This is a genomic window from Chlorobium ferrooxidans DSM 13031, assembly GCF_000168715.1.
Taxonomy (GTDB): Bacteria; Bacteroidota; Chlorobiia; order Chlorobiales; family Chlorobiaceae; genus Chlorobium; species Chlorobium ferrooxidans.
Genome location: NZ_AASE01000003.1, coordinates 96,840 through 115,896 on the forward strand (window position 1 = coordinate 96,840; position 19,057 = coordinate 115,896).

The 19,057-nt window shown below is 52.1% G+C and carries 19 protein-coding genes; 5 read left to right on the plus strand and 14 right to left on the minus strand.

Translation table 11 applies throughout. The features are described from left to right. Genes plsY through lysC form a run of 3 tightly spaced genes read right to left on the minus strand, consistent with a single transcriptional unit; the run spans nt 1 to nt 3,208 of the window. On the minus strand, nt 1-708 hold the full coding sequence (gene plsY, locus CFERDRAFT_RS03025) for a glycerol-3-phosphate 1-O-acyltransferase PlsY (RefSeq protein ID WP_006365731.1): 708 nt from the start codon (nt 706-708) through the stop codon (nt 1-3). A 51-nt stretch (nt 709-759) separates the two neighbouring features. After that, nucleotides 760-1,749, minus strand: a complete 990-nt coding sequence (purM, locus tag CFERDRAFT_RS03030) for a phosphoribosylformylglycinamidine cyclo-ligase (protein ID WP_006365732.1) — start codon at nt 1,747-1,749, stop codon at nt 760-762. A gap of 43 nt (nt 1,750-1,792) precedes the next feature. After that, on the minus strand, nt 1,793-3,208 hold the full coding sequence (gene lysC / locus CFERDRAFT_RS03035; protein ID WP_006365733.1) for a lysine-sensitive aspartokinase 3: 1,416 nt from the start codon (nt 3,206-3,208) through the stop codon (nt 1,793-1,795). A gap of 285 nt (nt 3,209-3,493) precedes the next feature. On the opposite strand from lysC, the gene CFERDRAFT_RS03040 reads away from it, so the two are divergent. The 3 genes from CFERDRAFT_RS03040 (at nt 3,494) to CFERDRAFT_RS03050 (ending at nt 5,857) form a co-directional block, all read left to right on the plus strand. After that, nucleotides 3,494-3,925, plus strand: coding sequence for a C40 family peptidase (locus CFERDRAFT_RS03040; RefSeq protein WP_232209745.1), 432 nt, complete (start codon nt 3,494-3,496; stop codon nt 3,923-3,925). Nucleotides 3,926-4,024: 99 nt separating this feature from the next. After that, nucleotides 4,025-4,906: a 50S ribosomal protein L11 methyltransferase gene (gene prmA, locus CFERDRAFT_RS03045; protein ID WP_006365735.1), complete on the plus strand. Its 882-nt coding sequence runs from the start codon at nt 4,025-4,027 to the stop codon at nt 4,904-4,906. Nucleotides 4,907-4,921: 15 nt separating this feature from the next. Beyond that, a complete protein-coding gene (locus tag CFERDRAFT_RS03050) occupies nt 4,922-5,857 on the plus strand; it encodes a Ppx/GppA phosphatase family protein (protein ID WP_006365737.1) in 936 nt (311 codons plus the stop codon). Here CFERDRAFT_RS03050 and CFERDRAFT_RS03055 read toward each other — a convergent pair. Both CFERDRAFT_RS03055 and CFERDRAFT_RS03060 read right to left on the minus strand, forming a co-directional pair. Next, on the minus strand, nt 5,790-7,046 hold the full coding sequence (locus CFERDRAFT_RS03055; protein ID WP_006365736.1) for a class I SAM-dependent methyltransferase: 1,257 nt from the start codon (nt 7,044-7,046) through the stop codon (nt 5,790-5,792). The genes CFERDRAFT_RS03050 and CFERDRAFT_RS03055 overlap by 68 nt on opposite strands. A 157-nt stretch (nt 7,047-7,203) precedes the next feature. Then, entirely contained in the window at nt 7,204-7,782 is a 579-nt protein-coding gene (locus CFERDRAFT_RS03060; protein ID WP_006365738.1) for a four helix bundle suffix domain-containing protein, read from the minus strand. A 283-nt stretch (nt 7,783-8,065) separates the two neighbouring features. On the opposite strand from CFERDRAFT_RS03060, the gene CFERDRAFT_RS03065 reads away from it, so the two are divergent. Continuing rightward, entirely contained in the window at nt 8,066-8,308 is a 243-nt protein-coding gene (locus CFERDRAFT_RS03065) for a ribbon-helix-helix domain-containing protein (RefSeq protein ID WP_006365739.1), read from the plus strand. Then, on the plus strand, nt 8,293-8,631 hold the full coding sequence (locus tag CFERDRAFT_RS03070) for a type II toxin-antitoxin system PemK/MazF family toxin (RefSeq protein WP_006365740.1): 339 nt from the start codon (nt 8,293-8,295) through the stop codon (nt 8,629-8,631). Before CFERDRAFT_RS03065 ends, CFERDRAFT_RS03070 begins: the two co-directional genes overlap by 16 nt. 124 nt (nt 8,632-8,755) lie before the next feature. Here CFERDRAFT_RS03070 and CFERDRAFT_RS03075 read toward each other — a convergent pair whose 3' ends face one another. The 9 genes from CFERDRAFT_RS03075 to CFERDRAFT_RS03115 all read right to left on the minus strand — a co-directional run bounded on the left by CFERDRAFT_RS03075 (nt 8,756) and on the right by CFERDRAFT_RS03115 (nt 19,056). Further along, nucleotides 8,756-10,441 (minus strand): AMP-binding protein, encoded by a 1,686-nt coding sequence (locus tag CFERDRAFT_RS03075; protein ID WP_006365741.1) that lies wholly within the window; start codon nt 10,439-10,441, stop codon nt 8,756-8,758. 75 nt (nt 10,442-10,516) lie between these two features. After that, nucleotides 10,517-11,809, minus strand: coding sequence for an adenosylmethionine--8-amino-7-oxononanoate transaminase (gene bioA / locus CFERDRAFT_RS03080; RefSeq protein WP_006365742.1), 1,293 nt, complete (start codon nt 11,807-11,809; stop codon nt 10,517-10,519). A gap of 41 nt (nt 11,810-11,850) precedes the next feature. Further along, the gene (bioD, locus tag CFERDRAFT_RS03085; RefSeq protein WP_040433019.1) at nt 11,851-12,525 is read right to left on the minus strand and encodes a dethiobiotin synthase; all 675 of its coding nucleotides are present in this window, start codon (nt 12,523-12,525) and stop codon (nt 11,851-11,853) included. Beyond that, nucleotides 12,522-13,304, minus strand: coding sequence for a malonyl-ACP O-methyltransferase BioC (gene bioC, locus CFERDRAFT_RS03090; protein ID WP_006365744.1), 783 nt, complete (start codon nt 13,302-13,304; stop codon nt 12,522-12,524). The genes bioD and bioC overlap by 4 nt, the downstream gene beginning before the upstream one ends. Next, a complete protein-coding gene (locus CFERDRAFT_RS03095; protein WP_006365745.1) occupies nt 13,289-13,993 on the minus strand; it encodes a DUF452 family protein in 705 nt (234 codons plus the stop codon). Before CFERDRAFT_RS03095 ends, bioC begins: the two co-directional genes overlap by 16 nt. Beyond that, entirely contained in the window at nt 13,983-15,155 is a 1,173-nt protein-coding gene (locus CFERDRAFT_RS03100) for an aminotransferase class I/II-fold pyridoxal phosphate-dependent enzyme (RefSeq protein WP_006365746.1), read from the minus strand. The genes CFERDRAFT_RS03095 and CFERDRAFT_RS03100 overlap by 11 nt, the downstream gene beginning before the upstream one ends. Nucleotides 15,156-15,166: 11 nt before the next feature. Continuing rightward, nucleotides 15,167-16,171, minus strand: a complete 1,005-nt coding sequence (gene bioB / locus CFERDRAFT_RS03105) for a biotin synthase BioB (RefSeq protein WP_006365747.1) — start codon at nt 16,169-16,171, stop codon at nt 15,167-15,169. 20 nt (nt 16,172-16,191) lie between these two features. Continuing rightward, the gene (locus tag CFERDRAFT_RS03110) at nt 16,192-17,175 is read right to left on the minus strand and encodes a biotin--[acetyl-CoA-carboxylase] ligase (protein ID WP_006365748.1); all 984 of its coding nucleotides are present in this window, start codon (nt 17,173-17,175) and stop codon (nt 16,192-16,194) included. A 150-nt stretch (nt 17,176-17,325) separates the two neighbouring features. After that, a complete protein-coding gene (locus tag CFERDRAFT_RS03115; RefSeq protein ID WP_006365749.1) occupies nt 17,326-19,056 on the minus strand; it encodes an N-acetylmuramoyl-L-alanine amidase family protein in 1,731 nt (576 codons plus the stop codon). Nucleotide 19,057: the final 1 nt, after the last annotated feature.

A 19,057-nucleotide genomic window follows, 5' to 3' on the forward strand; every position in this document is an offset into this window, starting at 1 on the left:
TTATGCACGCCTGCCGAATGTCAGACGGTTCTCCGTACCGGAAAGCAGCCTTCTGATATTGGCCCTGTGCGTGTAAAGAATGGCAAGCGCGACAATAAGCCCGAAAATCATAAGGTGATAGTCGAGGCTGTCATGGAAGGAGAGTGGGGATCCGAAAAGCCTGATATAGTAGTCAAGGCCGCCGCCAAGCTCAAAAATATACTTGCGGATGGCAATGATAAGCGGAAAGGCAAGTGCCGCAAGAATGGAGGCTACCGAGACATACCTTGAAACGTAGACGGTCAGCAGAAAAATAGCGACAACGATCAGCATGCTTACCGGTGCAATGCCGATCAGCATCCCGGCGGCAGTGCTGACACCCTTGCCACCCTTGAAACCGGCAAAGACTGTAAAGACATGGCCGATTACCGCACACATCCCGGCCAGAAGCCTGAGAGCAACCTCATTCATATCGGGAAAATTACCGATCGGGTGCTCCCGGAAAAAAGCGACAACAGAAACCGCGGCAATAACGCCCTTGACAATATCAATAAGCGTAACCGTCAGACCGGCCTTCCAGCCGAGTACACGAAAGGCATTGGTACCTCCGGCATTTCCGCTGCCGAAGTCCCTGACATCAATACCCTTGAGCATCTTTCCCGCCATAATGCTGGTAGGGATGGATCCGATGAGATAGCTCACCGCTAAAATGGCAAGTAAAGTCACCATAAACGTTACTGATTATTGCTGTGTGACAAAAAAATAACGCAAAAAATGCCCTCAGGTTCTGGAGACCTGCCCTATAATGTACGAATTTTCCCCCTGAGATTGCAAGACGGCCCGTACATCATCAACCGCATTTTTTTCAACAATCATGACCAGTCCGGCTCCGAGATTGAAGGTTCTGCGCATATCCTCCTCGGGAACACTCCCCTCTTTACGGATAATATCAAAAATCGCCGGTTCCGGCCATGCACTCCATTCCACATCAAGTTTCAGACCGTCAGGCACAATACGCATGGTATTACCCAGAAGACCTCCACCGGTAATATGTGACAGACCCTTGAGTGCGGGTGAACCGAAAAACGGCTCAATCGCCCGGAGATAGGAGCGGTGACCTTTCAGCAGCTCCTCTCCCGCAGAACCTTCAAGACCTGAAAATGTCTGGTGCATCCTTCCGTCAAGCACTTTGCGGGCAAGTGAATAGCCGTTGGTGTGCAGCCCGGTGGATGGAAGGGCAAGCAGCACATCACCGGCAGTGATTGATGCGCCGTTGATGATTTTTTCATGATCAACAACTCCGACAATAGAGCCTGCGAGGTCAAAATCCTCCTCACTATAGACGCCCGGCATCTCGGCGGTTTCGCCGCCGATAAGTGCGCATCCATTCTCCCGGCAGGCCTTGACCATACCGGTAACAACGGCAGCGGCAAGCTCAGGCGTCAGCTTTCCGCAGGCATAGTAATCGAGAAAAAAGAGCGGTTTTGCTCCACAGACCAGAATATCATTGACACAGTGATTGACAAGGCATGAGCCGACCGTGTCATAGATACCGAGCTCAATGGCAATTTTCAGTTTTGTACCGACCCCGTCAATGCTGCTGACCAGCACCGGTTTTTTATACAGGGAGAAATCGGGCTGAAAAAAACCTCCGAACGCGCCGATATCGGTAATAACTCCGGGAGTAAATGTCTGGCGTACCTGGGGTTTGATCAAACGGACGAACTCTTCACCCGCACTGATATCGACTCCGGCTTTTTTATAATCCATCTGCTACCTCTTTAAATTTAATACATTTAATATCGAGAACGCTTTACGGAGTTCCTGCCGGGGTTTCAAAAATACCGGCATCCTCAGGGCCGGAGAAAAACTCCCTGTGGAGGTTTCTGACCGCCGTAACCACCTCGGACTCCTGAACAACAAACCCGACATTTATCTCTGATGCGCCCTGGGAGATCATCCTGAGATTGACATCTTTCAGCGCATTGAATATCCTGCCGGCGACGCCGCGGGAGAGGCGAAGATTATCACCAACCACACTGACCGTGGCCACATTGTGCTCGATATCAACTTCCCCGAAGCTGTTCAGATGCTGGATAAGCTCCTCACTGAAACTTTTTTCATCAACGGTCAGCGATACCGAAACCTCACTGGTGGAGATCATCTCCACCGATACGCCGAAACGGGCGAAAGCACCGAACAACTCATTCATAAAGCCGTGACGACCGAACATCCGGTTTGAGCGCATGTTGATGATGCACTGTCCCTTTTTAACCGCAATGGATTTGACAAGACCATCGTAGCTTTTGCCTGAAAGCCGTTCAGGATCATTGGTAATAAGCGTTCCCTTGGCATCCGGATGCCAGGAGTTGAGCACATAGACCGGAATATTTTTCTGCACAGCGGGCGCGATGGTATCGGGATGCAGCACCTTGGCTCCGAGATAGGCAAGCTCCGCGGCTTCGGAAAAGGTCATGACCCGGATGCTCCGTGCTTCGGGCACAAGGCGCGGATCGCAGGTCATGACACCGTCAACATCGGTCCATATCTGAATGGCGTTGTCATTGAGCCAGGATCCGAGCAGGGCAGCTGAAAAGTCGGAACCGCCCCTGCCGAGTGTCGTTGTCCTGCCGTCTTTTGTCGATCCAATATAGCCCTGGGTAATGACCGTGGTGCCCTTTTCAAGGAGCGGTGCGATCATGAGCATGGCATTTGCTTCGCAGAGATCATTGAGCGGGCGGGCAAAACCAAAATTATCATCGGTAATCATCACCTTGCGGACATCGACCCATTCAGCGTTTAATCCCTGATCCTTCATTGCGGCGGCAAACACCGTGGTCGAAAAGAGTTCACCGAAAGAGCAGAACATGTCCCTGGAGCGCTCGGTCAGTTCACCGACTATATCTACACCCTTGACCAGCATTTCAAGGCGGGCGGAAAACTGTTCAACAGTGTCGGCAAGCTCTTTTTTCAACTCATCACTCTTGATCAGCTCGTCAATCAGATTGAGGTGAAAGCTGCGAACCTCTCCGGCAAGTCGCATTGCCTCTTCGAGATCGCTTCGTCCGGCAGCATCGGCAATCTGCACCAGTTTATTGGTTATACCGCTGCATGCACTGAGCACAACAAGAGGCGCCGCCTTCCCTGCTTCCCTGGAAACCAGTGAAATTGCCTGCTGCATCGCACCGGCAGTTCCAACCGAGGTCCCTCCGAATTTCATCACCGCCATAACAATTCAAACAAATAGGTTAATCGTGAAAATTTCACTTACATTTCCTCTATGCTTCACGGGGAAGCATCCGCTGTTCCCGAAAAAGAACAACCTTGATAAACTCGACCGGTTACAATGGATTCACGCTCCACATGGCTCAAGTCGTGCCAAAGGCTGCTGCTCCTGGGAACCTTGTCCAGCCTGCTCTTCAGTGCTGTCGGTTGCCAGATCCTGCTGAGAGGGTCAGGAGAGAGTCGGGAGAGCAAATATAGTTTAAAAAAGAGAAAATCGTATATCTCGTGTATGGCGGAAGGAAGAGGCTCAGCCGAGATCTGCCGCCTGCCGTTAAAGGTGCCGGAACGATCCATCGACCGGCTCTTTTCATCCCTTGACGACGCCATGGGCACAGCTTATCGTTCAGGGGGATCGACTCCGGACGGATTCGACTGTTCCGGCCTGGTGAGCTATCTCTACAAACAGAACTTCAGGATGCTGCTCCCCAGAACTGCCGGAGAGCAGGCCTTGCTCGGCCCCCTGGTGGAGAAAAAAGAGCTTCGTCCGGGTGATCTTCTGTTTTTCAGCATCGGCGGAGGGCGCATCGACCATGTAGGGATCAGTATAGGCAAAAACAGCTTTGCGCATGCGGCAAGGCGTGGTGTCATGATCAGCAGCCTCACCGAAAGCTACTACCTTCGTCACTACGTCTGTGCAGCCCGGATTATAATGCCGGACTGAGTCGCCTCCACACCTTCACGCGAAACCCTCTTTGCATGGTGAAAATCTCTTATATTGCTCCTCATCATTTCACTCTTTCAAACCACTCCGGCTCTCTTTATGCCAAACACAGGAATACAGAACTATATCGAACTGGCTTTTATAGTAAACCCCTCCCTGCATGAACTCTATATCGGCCTGCTGGCCGCTGAAGGTATAGCGTATTTTCAGGAGGAGGACGAACGGCTTCTGGCCTATCTGCCGGAAGAGGAGTGGACCGATGAGAAAGAGCAGACAATGATTGCTTTTCTGCAAGAGCGTCTGGGAACTGCTCCTGCCTATACTGCCACCTTTATGGCTGACCGGAACTGGAATGCCGAGTGGGAAGCCAACCTGCAACCTATCGAAATATCCGACCGCTTTCTGATTGTCCAGAAAAACAAGGATATCAACCCTAAACCCGGTCAGATTGTCATTGAGATCAATCCGAAAATGTCATTCGGAACCGGTTACCATGCCACAACCCGCCTGATGCTTCGCCAGATGGAGCAACTGGAGCTGAAAGACAAAAAAATGATGGATATCGGTACCGGCACCGGAGTACTTGCCATTGCAGCCCGCAAGCTCGGCAACAACCTGCCGATCCTTGCGTTCGACAACAGTGCATGGGCGGCGGAAAACGCGATAGAGAATATTGAACAGAATGCTGCACCGGATATAAAAATAGAGCTTCTTGATGCAGAAGAGGATCTTATTGTGAACCTTCGTGAGGGCTATGACCTGATTCTGGCAAATATCAACAAAAACGTAATTGACCGGATTCTGCCCGCCATAAGAAAGTACTCACCGGAAGCCACGGTCCTGCTCTCCGGTATTCTGGTCTATGATGAACCGTGGCTGAAAAAGCTGCTGAAACGGCTCGGCTATGAGATTGTGCAAACCATCTATGAAGATGAATGGCTCTCAAGCCTTGTCCGCCCACTCTCCCGTTCAACGCTTTAAACTCCCCGGCAGACCATGAAACGGGTTTCATGCATTGATATCGGCACCAATACAGCACTCTTGCTCGTTGCCGACCTCGTACCGGAAAGCGGCAGCATCATTCCGGTCTGCCACCGACAAACAATTGTTCGGCTTGGCAAAAATGTTGACGCAGAAAAAGTCATTGACCGGGAGGCTCAAGAGCGTTTGATCACCTGCATGAAGGAGTACGCTGAACTAAGCCGTGAACACGGAAGTGAATGCGTCATTGCAGCAGGAACAAGCGCCCTGAGAGATGCCGCCAACCGGACGGAGGTGATCCGAGCGGTTAAAGAAGAGACCGGAATTGCAATCAGATGCATCTCCGGTGAGGAGGAGGCAAAACTCACCTTTTTCGGTGCAGTAGCCGTTATGAGCCGGATTCCGGAACCCTTCTCGGTGATCGACATCGGAGGCGGCAGCACGGAGATTTCCATGGGCTCACTTGAGGGTATAACGGAAAGCGTGAGCCTCGACATCGGATCGGTCAGGCTCACCGAGCGGTTTTTCACCATGCTCCCCCCTCCGGAAAGCGAGTTTGAGCAGGCAGAAGCAGAGATCAGCAACATGCTCACAAAGCGTATCCTCCCCTTTTTTGCGTCACGCGAAAATGTGTTCGGAGTAGCCGGAACCGTGACCACCATTGCCCAGGTCTCTCAGGGAATGAACCACTTTGATGCGCTGAAGGTACACAACTACCCGCTCAGCTACTTCGAGGTTCATGAACTGCTCCAACAACTCAGGAAAAAAACCAATGAAGAGATCATTGCGCTTGGCATCCCCGAAGGACGCTCTGACGTCATTACCATGGGCACCCTTATTCTGCATCAGTTCATGCGCCTGCTCGGCATCGGTGAAATTCGGGTCAGCATCCAGGGGCTGCGTTTCGGCCTTGCGCAGGAGGAGCTGATCCGGCTTCAGCAAACACTCTGAGGGCGTAGATGACAACCGGCTCACGCTCTGCGTTCCGGGTAAAAAAGAGGAATACCCGCTCGCTCTCCCTGATACCGAACCGCGTTCGCAGCTTTTCCACAGAGAGGGGAAAATCACGCCGCTGAATACTTGCTCCCGTTATATGGTGCCGAGCCAGAAATGCCCTGAAGGTTTTCGGTTTCCAGGGGACAGCGTCCAGAACCCGGAAGAGCCTGCCGGGAAAATCCGCAATCAGTTGTTCCCCTGTCAGATAATCGACCGATCCATTCAGAAACTCAAGACCGCAATTCCGGGCAAGCACCGCTGAAAGTCGCGCCTTGATGATTGCCGGGTCCGGCTCGTAGAGAAACTGCTTCAGCGAAGAGGCAACTGCCCGGTCGGCATCCGGATCTCCGCAAACCTCAACGACAGCATCCGACCCGGTTGAAAGAGCAACCGCCCTGATCGTCACAGGGCGATCTCTTGCCCCCCGGTCAAGCAGCAACAGCGACTCCTTGCATTCACGGTCAACCGAAACCACCACGATTTCCGAGAGTGCCGGCAAAATCGCTTTCAGGGTGCTCAGCTCAAGCGCCGGAGAGGCCTTGATGCAGACCTTTGCCGCCTTCCGGAGAAGCAGGTCATGGTTGAGAACAACATCGGGACTAGCCGACTCAAGAGTGACAGAGCGCTGCCCCTCCTCTCGGCGAGCAGGATCAACATAGATCCACTCAAAGCTGTCATCCGGATATCCGGCAAGCAGGGTGAGACTGTCAGCATGCTGCACCTGAACATTGCCGATTCCGCACTGCTTCAGATTATGCTCCATCAGGGTGGAGAGCAACGGGTCACGCTCACAATAAAGAACATCATCAAATGTTCGGGAGAGAAAGATCGAGTCAATACCAAGGCCGCCAGAGAGGTCGATCAACCGCTTTCCTGAAAGCATTGAGGCCTTGAACGCAGCCGCCCGCTCTCCCGAAGCCTGCTCCAGCGAGAGCGGAGTGTAAAGCAGATTATAGGTTGAAAGGGAGGGTAACTTTTTGGCCGCTTTCCGGCGGCAACCAATCTGTTCCGCCATTGCCCTGACCGGCAAATCCTTGCGGCCATGAAACTGCATGGCAAACTGAGCCGGATCATCGCCGCTGTGCAGCGCAATCAGCGCCTGAACATCAGGCTCACACAGGCGATAGAGCTCTTCTAAGGTCATGGGAAGGATTTTCTTGAAAGGACCAAAAAGACTTCAGCGACAACAAGTACCAATAAAAAAAGAAATCCAGTTCCAGCAAACCGTGATTTACTCTTCATCTCTTCGTCGTTGAAGTCCCTGCTGTCCTTTAAGTCCTTAAAGCTTTAAGTCCTTTTTTTTATTTCTTCGAGCTGCTTCTCTGCTTCAGGCGAGCTTTGGTCATACGTTCACGAAGTCCACCCTCAGAAACAAACTCCTGCTCAAGATAACGAATCTGCCGCGCCAGAAGATAACTGCATACCCTGATGAGACCGATAATCACGTTGGCAGAAATTTCAGCCTCCTTATGCTCAATACCTTTCTTAAACGTAGAGTACTCCGCATCAGGCAGACGGTTCAGCTCTCGAAGACGAAAAGCATAGGGATGTTCGGGGCTCCACTCGGCGAAACCGTTGATTCTCAGAAAATCGCGATAATCCTCAAGCAACTCTTCAAGACTCGCACGGGCAACATTGGTCAGCTTGATCTCAGTCTCCTTTGAGGTTCCTGAGGCCATACTCCCTTCAATAATGTTCTGCTTGCCGGAACGTGCAGCCTGAACCATCTGATCAATAGTACGGTCACTTTGTTTGTAAATTCTCCGGGTAAAATAGCAGGTGGCATCATAGATAATTTCAGCCTTCCTGTATGAGAGCAGATTTCTGTAACCACCATGAACAGGAATAAAGCCGTCAGCCATAAATTCCCTCCGAAGCATTTTTGAGAAAAAAACCGGTGAAGGAGTAAAAAGATAGGCACTACATTAAAATTACTGCTATCCAATCAAATAACCTTAGAAAACCTTATTTTTCTTGAAACGACTTAAAGGACATCAACGACAGCAAGGACTAATATTCTCCCTCTTCGTCCCTGAAGTCCCTGCTGTCCTTTAAGTCCTTTTTTCTGTCATAATCAAGCTCCTTCATAAAAACCGATTGTTGTTTTTATCAAGCGAAACAGGTATGATAGAAAGTATGATAACTATTCAGTGAGGAGAGAAGATGGGAAAAACAAAAGTTGCGGTAACCATTGATGCACAGGCCATCATAAAAATTGACCGGCTTGTCGAAAGGAAGGTTTTTGCCAATCGCAGCCAGGCAATAGAGGAGGCGCTTAATGAAAAAATTGAGCGTATTGAACACCGCAGACTGGCTGAAGAGTGCGCAAAACTTGATCCTGTTGAAGAGCGCCAACTGGCAGATGAGGGTATAACCGGGGAGATTGAGACATGGCCGGAATACTGAGGGGTGAGATCCGGTGGGCTGACCTGAACCCGACTCGGGGTAATGAGCAATCCGGTCTTCGGCCTGTGCTGGTGTTGAGCCATGATGTTTTTAATGACCGATCGGGGACGGTTATTGCCGTTGCGCTGACAAGCCAGCCACAAAAAGCAGGTTTTCCGCTTACTTTACCAATTGAATCAGCCGCTCTTCCAAAAAAATCATGGATTAAAATCAGCCAGATCAGAACGTTGTCAGAAGAAAGGATCGGAAGCAAAATCGGAACGATTTCTGCCGAGGAGATGCTGCGGGTTGTCGAGGGAGTTAATGAGATTATAGGCAGATAACCCTGTGCTATTCTGGTGCGCACCACAGTGCGGGAAGTAAACCTGGCTTATTCTTGATTTACATTCTTCCTCTTCGTCGTTGAAGTCCCTGCTCTCCTTTACCTCCTTGAATGCAATCCCTCGGTTACAATATCTCTTTGTGTAATTCCACAAGCTTGCGACGAAGAACCTTGCCGACCGTGGATTTCGGGAGTGCTGCGATGAATTCGATATGCTTGGGGATTTTGTATGCGGCAAGCTCTTTGCGGCAGTGGTCGCGGAGCTCCTCGACTGAAAGCTTGGTGCCGTTGCGCAGTACAACCCAGGCCTTGACCGCCTCTCCCTGGTAGGGGTCAGGTACTCCTGCAACGCCGACTTCAAGCACCGCCGGGTGGACGGCAATGACCTCTTCAACATCGCGCGGCCAGACCTGGAACCCTCCGGGTTTGATGACATCTTTTTTGCGGTCGACAATGAAGAGGTAACCATCTTCATCGAGATAGCCGATATCACCGGTAAAAAGCCAGCCGTCACGCAGAACAAGATCGGTTTCCAGCGGGTTCTGCCAGTACTCTTTCATGAGCTGTGGAGCACGCATGATAATTTCACCGATTTCATTCTCGCCAAGCACTTCATTACCATGATCCTGCTCAACAATCCGCACGTCAACATCCGTGACAGGAATACCTACCGAGCCCTGCTTGTAGGTGCCGAGAATCGGGGTAAAAACCGATGCAAGGGCCGATTCAGTAAGACTGTAGGCATCAATAATCCGTCCGCCGGTCAGCTCTTCAAACCGTTTTTTGGTTTCGAGCAGAAGCGGTGCGGCTCCTGATACACTGAGCTTGACTGATTTCAGAATCGAATTGTCACTCTTGACCCGGGGATGGTTGATCAGTGCGGTAAAAAGGGTTGGCACTCCGGGCAATACGGCCGGCTTGAGCCTCTTGATGGTATGCAGCAGATCATCAAGATCCCTTGGATTCGGCACGAGGGCGAGCGGGTAGCGGGCAACCAGAGCGGCCCCCATGATACCGACCTGGGCATAGACGTGAAAGAGAGGCATGTTCAGCAGAATGACATCCTTCCCGTGTTCAAGAATAACACTGAACCATGCGGCAATCTGCATGCCGGTCATCACCAGCCCCTGGTGGGTTATGACAACACATTTCGGATTACCGGTCGTACCACCGGAAAAAAGAAAAATCGCGGGGTCATCATATCGTACCGGCGGCAGGACGGTTTTAAGACCGGCCTGAGCAGCAATCAGCTCCTGCAACGAGTGGTCTCCACGGCGGAGCTGAACCCTGTGACCATCTTTTTTCTCTTTCAGAAGCGTAAAGAGAACCTTGTTGAGCGGTGAGAGATACTCCTTGATATTGGTGACAATAACCCTTTTCAGGCGTGAAGAGGGCTGCACCTCCTTGATTTTCTCATAAAAAGGGGAGAGGACAATAGCGGTCTCTGCACCGCACTCGTTAAGGGTGTGCTCAAACTCATGAACAGTATAGAGCGGATTCATGGGCACTGCAACCGCACCCGCTTTCCATATTCCGAGTTCGGAGATCACCATCTGCGGGGAGTTGGGCATGATCAGGGCCACCCGCTCCCCTTTTGCAATACCAAGCGCTCCCAGCGCTCCGGCGAGCATATTGCTCTGACGCTCCAGCTCGATGTAGGAGAGCGCTCGGCCCTTGAAATGCAGCGCGGGATGATCCGGAGACTCCTCAGCCGTCCTCCGGACGACATCAATCATGCTCTCTTCCGGGTAAGGATGAAGCGTACGGGGAACTCCCTTGTCGTAATGCCGGAGCCAGGGTTTGGAACTCATGGTATATAGAGTGTTGAACTTACAGATAACGGAAAAAACAGACCGTCTATCGATGAGAAAATGCAAAGCAACAATTTACGCAATAGCTTCCACAACATCACAAACTGCGCGGCAAAGAAGTGCCAGCTCCTCCTCTTGCATGATGAAGGGCGGCATAAGGTAGATCAGTCGGCCGAATGGACGAACCCAGACCCCCCGGTCGACAAGCTGCTGCTGGACAACCCTCATCTCTACCGGGCGATGCAGCTCAACAACTCCAATGGCGCCGAGCACACGCACCTCTGCAACACTCCTGAAGGTGCGGCAGGGTTCGAGCCCTTTTCGCAGCCCGGACTCAATAGCGGTTACGGCAATCTGCCAGTCATAACTGCCGAGCAGACGGATACTTGCTGAAGCGACCGCACAGGCAAGAGGATTTGCCATAAAGGTCGGACCGTGCATGAAAAGCCCCGGAGAGCCTGAGCATATTGCCTCCGAAACCCGGGCGGTTGTCACGGTTGCCGCCAGTGTCATGTAGCCGCCCGTCAGCGCCTTGCCCACACAGATGATATCAGGCACAACTCCTGCATGTTCAAGCGCAAAAAGCTTTCCCGTACGTCCGAATCCTGTAGCTATTTCGTCGAAAATCAAAAGTACGTCATAACGGTCGCACAACTCCCTGAGTCGCACGAGATAGTGGGGTGAATAAAATCGCATGCCTCCCGCACCCTGAACAACCGGTTCTAAAATTACTGCGGCAATCTCCCTGTGATGGCCTTCAAGCAGGTTTGCCAATGAGGCAATATCCTCTTCGCTGCATGACTCATGAAACCGGCATGGCGGCGCATCAGCAAAGAACTGCTGCATGATGACCCCCTGAAAGAGGGTGTGCATGCCGGTGTCCGGATCCGAGACCGACATGGCTGTAAAGGTGTCACCGTGATAGCCGCTTCGGACTGTCAGCAAACGGTTTTTCCCGCTTTGCCCCAGTGCTGTCCAGTACTGAATGGCCATCTTGATGGCAACTTCAACGGCAACCGATCCCGAATCACTGAAAAAGAGTTTCTGCAGGGGTGAAGGGAGCAGAGCGATCAGCTCCCTGGCCAGGGTCACGGCAGGTTCATGGGTGAGGCCGCCGAACATGACATGGCTCATCTGCTGCAGTTGAGCGGTAACCGCCTCATTGAGCACCGGATGATTATAGCCATGGATTGCCGACCACCAGGAGGACATGCCGTCAATGAGTCGGCGGCCGTCTTCAAGCTCCAAAAAGACCTCATAGGCACCTCTTACCGGATAGACCGGGAGGGGATCGGTTACCGAAGCATAGGGATGCCAGATATGACGGCGATCGAAATCAAGATCAAGAGAACTCAGGTGTCGAGTCATACCGGTGCATGTCTTGTTACAGATTGAAATAGCATGGTTTGCTATAAACCAAGTTGAGTAACCCCGTCGGGATCAAGCGCTCCGTCAAAAATGTTGATGAGCGGAGCCAAAAAGCCCTCTTTATGCAGCCAGTGGCGGATAAGTTCACGGGTATCGTCAATGATAAGCTGCTCACTCTCCTGAAAACAGTTGTAGATAACCCCCCTGATGACAATACCCCGTTTCACACATGCCTCGATGGAAAGAATGGTGTGGTTGATGCTTCCCAGACGGGGTGAGGTAACGAGAATGAGCGGATAGCCTGCGTCCCTGATATAGTCGGCAAAAAGCAGATCGCGCGAAAGAGGAACAAGCAGCCCTCCGACCCCTTCAAGGAGTACCGGATCGTAACGCTTCTGCAAGGCAAATGTTGCCCTGCGGATCTGCAAAACATCAATTTCCCGCGATGCAAGCCGGGCCGAGAGATGCGGAGAGGCCGGATAAGGGAAAACATAGGGCGCGGTCAGGCCCTCATTATCTGCATCCTGCAGCCCGATACCCATGATACGGCGGTGCTCCAGAATATCTTCGGCTACGCCATCACATCCGGTCTGGACTATTTTCTGGGTAATGACCTCCCGTCCCTGCTGCTGAAGGGCTCTGGCGAGAAGTCCGGTGACATAGGTTTTCCCGATCCCGGTGTCAATGCCGGATATGGCAACAACAGCTCCCTTCATGAGCATCTCTTTTTTAAACAGCAGTAAACCGGATGATAGGTCAGATAGACACCGTTTTCGCTGGAAAAGGAGTGCCGGTAACGGTCAAGAAAATGCTGGTATCTGCTTTTTGTCCATGAACGGCGAAGAAGCCCGTTGACCCCTGTATGGCGCATATGGCTGAGTACCGCTTCAGGAGAGCAGAACTCCATGCGCACCTCCTCCTCCCTTGCGGTAATCACATCAAAATACCGGCCGGCAATCAGTTCGAGCTCCCCGAGAGAGTAATAGCCCAGCCCGCCCCCCTCAATCGTCGATATTTCCCGCATATTCCGGGTACTGAAGGTCGTAAAGGCAAGCATCCCCCCCGGAAGGAGATGAGCTGCGATTCTGCTGAAAAAGAGGTCGAGATCGACAAGCCACTGCAGTGTGGCATTGGAAACCACAAGATCCAGCTCCATCGGCAGAGCGTCAAAACGCTCTATATCGCCCGCCAGAAAATGAAACGCTTCAACCGGAAAAGCGTCAAGCACACCGGCTACACAACCACGGCTCTCTTCAACGAGATCATTGGCGTAGTACTCCCTGATGGTGGTCCGGCTGAGCAGTTCAGCGGTGAATGACCCGGAACCGGACCCAACTTCAAGTACACGGTTGAAGGCGCATGAGTGGCTCTCCCGACAGACCATCTCCGCCAGCTCCCGAGCCATACGGTTCTGAACAACAGCATGGTTGGCATAACTGGAAAGGCTCCTCTGGAACCTGTCGCCTACAAGCTGTTTATCTATTTTCTGAAGCATGCGAGCAGCTCCTGCAGGGTACTGAAATGGAAAAAAGGAAAATGTGCCATATCTCCGATAATGGTTTGAGGAACACCTCTCCATGCAGCGTACTGCTGCTCTGCCGGAAAAACAAGATCCCTGCCGCCTATGATGGCATGCGAGTATTGCCACTCCGGAGTGGAAGGCTGACTCCTCGACTGAAAGTGACCGTTCAGTCGTTCAAGCTCTTCCTTCTGCTCAGCAGTATCGCGAGCGGATGCCATGGCTGAAAAGCATACGAACGCTTCACTGCTGCCGCACATCCTGCGGTTGAAACGGTTCCGGTTCTCTTCAGAGTAGGATGCGAGTGTTGCCTGAAAAACACCTGGAGGGATACCCTTCCTCTCATCTACCGGATAAAGCGTACCGTTAAGAGCAAGGGCACGCTTTATCGGAGGGAGCATAATCTGCTGCGCCGCCCAGACGCCGAAAGACCAGGCTATAACGGTTATCTCGGTATAGCGGCTTACATCGTCCATAAATCCCACCTCCGGCTCCAGATTCCGATAATCGTAACAGACAAGCATATCCGCATTAAAATCCTCGTCAACCCCCTCTCTAAGCGACACATCCAGCAGGTGGCGGGCAATCCGGCCATCCATACCCCATCCGTTAAAAAAAAGCAGCAGTTCATCGGAGCCCTCTTTTCTGAGCCATTCAGTTTTCATGGAGAGCTGCACCTATAAGTTCAGGAAGCCGGGAAAGATCCCCCCACTCAAGAGTAGAACGGAGAGATATACGAATACGGGCGCTCTTTTCCGGAACGGTAGGCGGCCGGACCGGCAGCGCGAGGAACCCGGCATCCCTCAGCTTTGAAGCCAGAGCAATGGCCAGACTATTGCCTCCGGTAACAACCGGAACAATATGACTCTCACCGGGCACATCAAGACCGCGCCCGATCAGCTCCCGGCGAAGCTTTGCCGCAAGGTTGAACAGCGCACGGCGCTCCGAAGCCATGGCGGACTGCCGTTCAAGCGTGAGCAGGCTCCAGCCGAGAACAACCGGAGGAAGCGCCGTGGTAAAAATAAACGAGCGCATGGTGTTGATGAGATACTCCCGGACAAGTGAACTCGTCACCGCATAGGCTCCCGTCGAGGCCAGAGCCTTGCCGAAGGTACCGGTAATGATATCAATATCCTCCACCACTCCGGCAGTTTCACACAGACCAAGACCCCGCTCTCCGAAGACGCCTACACCGTGAGCCTCATCAATCACAAGCAGGGCTCCGTACCTCTTTTTGAGTTCAACAAGCCGCGAAAGATCGGCAAGATCCCCGTCCATGCTGAAAACCGATTCGGAGACTATGACTATCTGACGGTACCGGCCTTCTGCTCCTGCAAGCAGCTCCTCAAGATGATCGTAATCCCTGTGACGGTAGCGCTGGTATGGCGCTTCGGAAATCTTCAGTCCGTCAATGATACTCGCATGGTTGAGCCGGTCGCTCAACACAAGATCATGGCGGTTGGTGAGTGCAGGAATAATGCCGATGTTGGCATGGTAGCCGCTGTTGAAGACAAGTGCCGCTTCTCGCCGGTAAAGTGCTGCCAGAGCCCTATCAAGGTGGTCATAGAGCGTATGGTTGCCCGTCAGGAGACGGGAGGATGAGCTGGTCATGGCATAGCCGTTTTCTGCAAGAGTATCCATGTAACCGGCCAGCAGCATCGGATCATCGCCAAGACCGAGGTAGTCGTTTGAGGAGAGGTTCAAAAGGGTGCTGCCGTGCAAGGTAATCTCTTTGCCGCTGCGTGCCGTGACAGGAGGAAGCTCCCTGTATCGATCCTGCCGTCGGAGCTCATCGAGTTCGCGCCGGATCCGTTCCTGAAACTGCATGTTCAGATACCTCAGTTAAAACTTTCGATCTGGCCTGCAAATCTCTGGTCTTCAGCCGTATCGCGCCCCCTGGTTGTAAGATAACCACCGGTCAGAAAACCGTTTGCACCTGAAAGCATAAGAAGACCCTGAAAATCCTTCATAACCGTCTCCCTGCCGGCAGCAAACTTGATAATTTTATCCGGATGCGCCAGGCGGCAGATAGCAAAGGTTTTCACGATATCGGCCACAGAGAGCGGCTCTTTTCCCTCAAGCGGAGTACCATCAATCGGCACCAGTACATTGAGCGGTATGACCGATACATCAAGCTCCTGAAGTGCAAAAATCATGGCAATGCGCTCCTGCATGCTCTCTCCGACACCCATAATGCCACCGCAGCAGACCGAAATATTGTTCTTTCGCAGCCGTTTGATCGTCTCGATACGCTCTTCAACCGAGTGCGTATCGGCAATCAGATCATGATAGCGGTCGGGTGCAACCTGGATATTGATATTGTAGTGGGAGATGCCATGGGCGGCAAGGGCGGCGGCAGGCTCTTCACCGAGAATTCCAAGGGATGCACAGATGTTCAGGGAGGGAAGTTCGGCATGCAGCCGGTCGATCATATCAAGCACCCGCTGAAACTCGCCGTTTATCTTTTTATACCCGTAGCCGCTGGTGACAATACCGAAATGGGAAACACCCGAGGAGTAACAGTTGTGCGCTTCAAGCAGCACCGACTCTTCATCAACCAGATCATAAACCTCAATATCGGCCCGGTTGTGCCGCGACTGGGCGCAGAACTTGCAGTTTTCACCACACACTCCCGATTTGGCATTCATGATAGAGCAGGAATAAAGAGACTCCTCCTTTGAGGCATAGCGGTTTTTCACCTTGTTTGCCAGCGAGGCGAGATCAAGGGAGAGTTCTCCCGGTACCGACGCAAGCCGGAGCGCATCAGCTTGTGAAATCGGCTCTCCGGTTTCAAGCACACGGTAAGCTGCAATAATATGAGGATGAAGTGCCTTCTGGTCCATAACGGTATTCTTTTTATAAGTTAATGGCGTTTTGAAAGATGGGCTTCGCCTGATGACACCAGAACCGTGCCTCCATCATCACCCTCAAGCATCAGCTCGCCCCCCTTTGCGATACCCGAAACGGTTCCGCTTATTGTCCGGTTAAACTGCTCAACCATGACAACTCTTGACTGGAGCAGTGAATGTCCTTCGATGTAGGAGAGCACAAAACCAAGATCCTCTTCAATCAGCCAGCGATCATAAAGTGGCTCAAACTGGTTCAGAAAAGCGGCAAGCAGCTCCGGTTTTGAAAAGGATCGACCGCACTCCAGAAAGAGCGATGTCGCACGCCCCTCAAGTTCAGCCGGAAACTCTGACTGATTGACATTGATACCGAGCCCGACAACAACGAAGTGTGTACAATCAGGTTCCGACTGCATTTCACACAGCACGCCGCAAATCTTCTTTTCATTGACGAGAATGTCGTTCGGCCACTTGATCTTCGGCTGAAGGTCGGGAACAAAGCGGACCAGTGCCCGGTGAAGAGCAACAGCGACAAGCAATGTAAGCTGGGGAACACGCAGGGATGGTACTTCCGGACGCAGAATCAGGGTGAAGTAGAGATTTTTTCCCGCAGGAGAGTTCCAGCTCCTGCCCATTCTTCCCCTTCCCCCTGTCTGGGAATCGGCAGCAACAACGGTGCCTTCCACAGAACCCCTGACGGCGAGCGCTTTAGCCTGGAGATTGGTGGAATCGGTAGTTTCGTGATAGAAGAGGTTCCTCCCGAAACATCGTGTCGAAAGAAACGGTTCCACTTCAGCCGAAACCGCTCTGCCGGTCAGAGCGGTCAGCCGGTATCCCCGGCCTGTTACGGCATCAAGCTGATACCCTTCGCTGCGAAGCAGTCGAATGTGCTTCCATACGGCACTTCTGGTTACCCCGAATTCCCGGCAAAGCTCTTCACCCGATAAAAAATCTCCTGAAGTTGCAAGGCGACAGAGAATCTGTGCGGAGAGATTGTTCATACGATCAGCGGGTCGAATCTGTAATAACGGGGTTACCGGCCGTGTGCTCCGGAGCAAATGTGAACCTGAATTTAGTGCGGGGTTGACAACTTTGCAAGTGAATAAAAAAGGCGCCCTGCCGGACACCTTTTTTATTCACGCAATGGCGGTTCACTTTCCCATGGAGGCCATGGTAGTGGTTTCGTAATTCTTCCGGTAGCTCTCCAGCCCCTTGAAAATACCATAGGCTATTTTGGCCTGCTCCTGACGATCCCGAAGAACGCGCTCTTCGTCGTAGTTCGAGAGGTATCCAACTTCGACAAGAGCACTCGGCATGGAGGGTGTCCATAAAACCATAAATCCTGCCTGACGAACACCACGACCATTATTGCCCGGAATTTTTTCGACCGGCTTGAGAATATCCTGGGCAAGCGAAGTAGACTGCCGGGCAAAGGCGTTCTGCGCCATACTGCTCATAATGAGATGTTCCTCTGAAAACCCTTTATACTGCAACTGATAGTCATCCTCCTTGCGGATAACCGAGTTTTCAAACAGAGCCACATCAAGCGCTGCCTGCGTTTTGTGCAGACCGAGAATATAGACCTCGGAGCCCCGGGCTGATCGATTCGGACTTGCATTGCAGTGAACGCTGATGAAGAGTTTTCCTCCTGCTCGGTTAGCGATCTTCCCCCGTTCATGCAGAGGGATGAAGGTGTCATCCTTTCTGGTGTAGATCACGTTCACATCCGGCCAGTTCTGCTCAATAAAGTTTCCGAGATCATGGACAATGTTCAGGACAACATCCTTCTCCCTGGTACCATTGCCTCCAATAGCTCCGGGATCCTTGCCTCCATGACCGGCGTCAAGAACTACCGTATTGAGTTTCCACTTTTCAACATCCCGATTGATAACCCTGGCGATCTGCTCCTCCTTCTCCCTTTTGCGGATCTCCTGCACATCAGCTTTACTGCGGATATAGAGCTGATAACGGTTTTTTTTGGCGTCCCGCTGAAATTCGACGGAATTAATAATAAACGCCTTGTTGTCGAGCGTGATAGCAAACTGTAATCCGCCACCTTCAAACTGTTTCGGCGTAATGACCCTGACAACCCCGCTGCCATAAATTTTCGAAAGCGCATCACCGTCACACTGCCCATTCTGGAGTGAAAAATAGGCCGTTCCCTCGGCATCAGGCTTGAGAAGCGAAGCCTGGGTTGGAGCGCCGGTGGCAGCAAAGGTTATGATTGCTCCATTTGCACGATTCTCAACTTCAATGCCGGTTATCACTGTTTTTGCCTCTTCAGCTGACGCCGTTTTGCGGGCCAGATCATTTTGATCATCACGTTTTACTACGCCTATTGACGCGACTGATTCAGCAAACCGCTTCCCTTTTAGCCAGGCGGTGATCCTTCCTGAGGAGTAGCTGTAGACAATCTCCCTGTCAAGCCAGACGGTAAAAAGCCGGCAGGCCTGGGTAACCGGAAGATAGCTCCTTGACTCTATCCGTACCGGTGCGGCGTTAAGCTGAATAATTCGTTGCCGACCTTCAGGATCCTTTGAAACAACACTGGCAAAATGGTTGCCGGGCTCAACCCTGCAGCGCGACCCCGGACTATCCAGCGACTCCTCGATATCATAGGTGCCGCCCTCACTATGAAAGCTCATACGCAACGCCCTGGCCATGGAGCCAATATCCACCATCAGCGTATTGCCGCTTCTCATGGCAAGAATCTTGATGGTATAGCGCTGGTCAACACCCATATTTACCTGCACGGGAACCGTTGTCGGGCCGTAGGTGAGTGGTGGAGATGCTGCAAAAAGCGATAGGGAGAAGAGCTGCAGCAGCGTCACCAGCAGAACCAGAGCGATTCGATATATACTATGACGGATGACGTCAGGCATG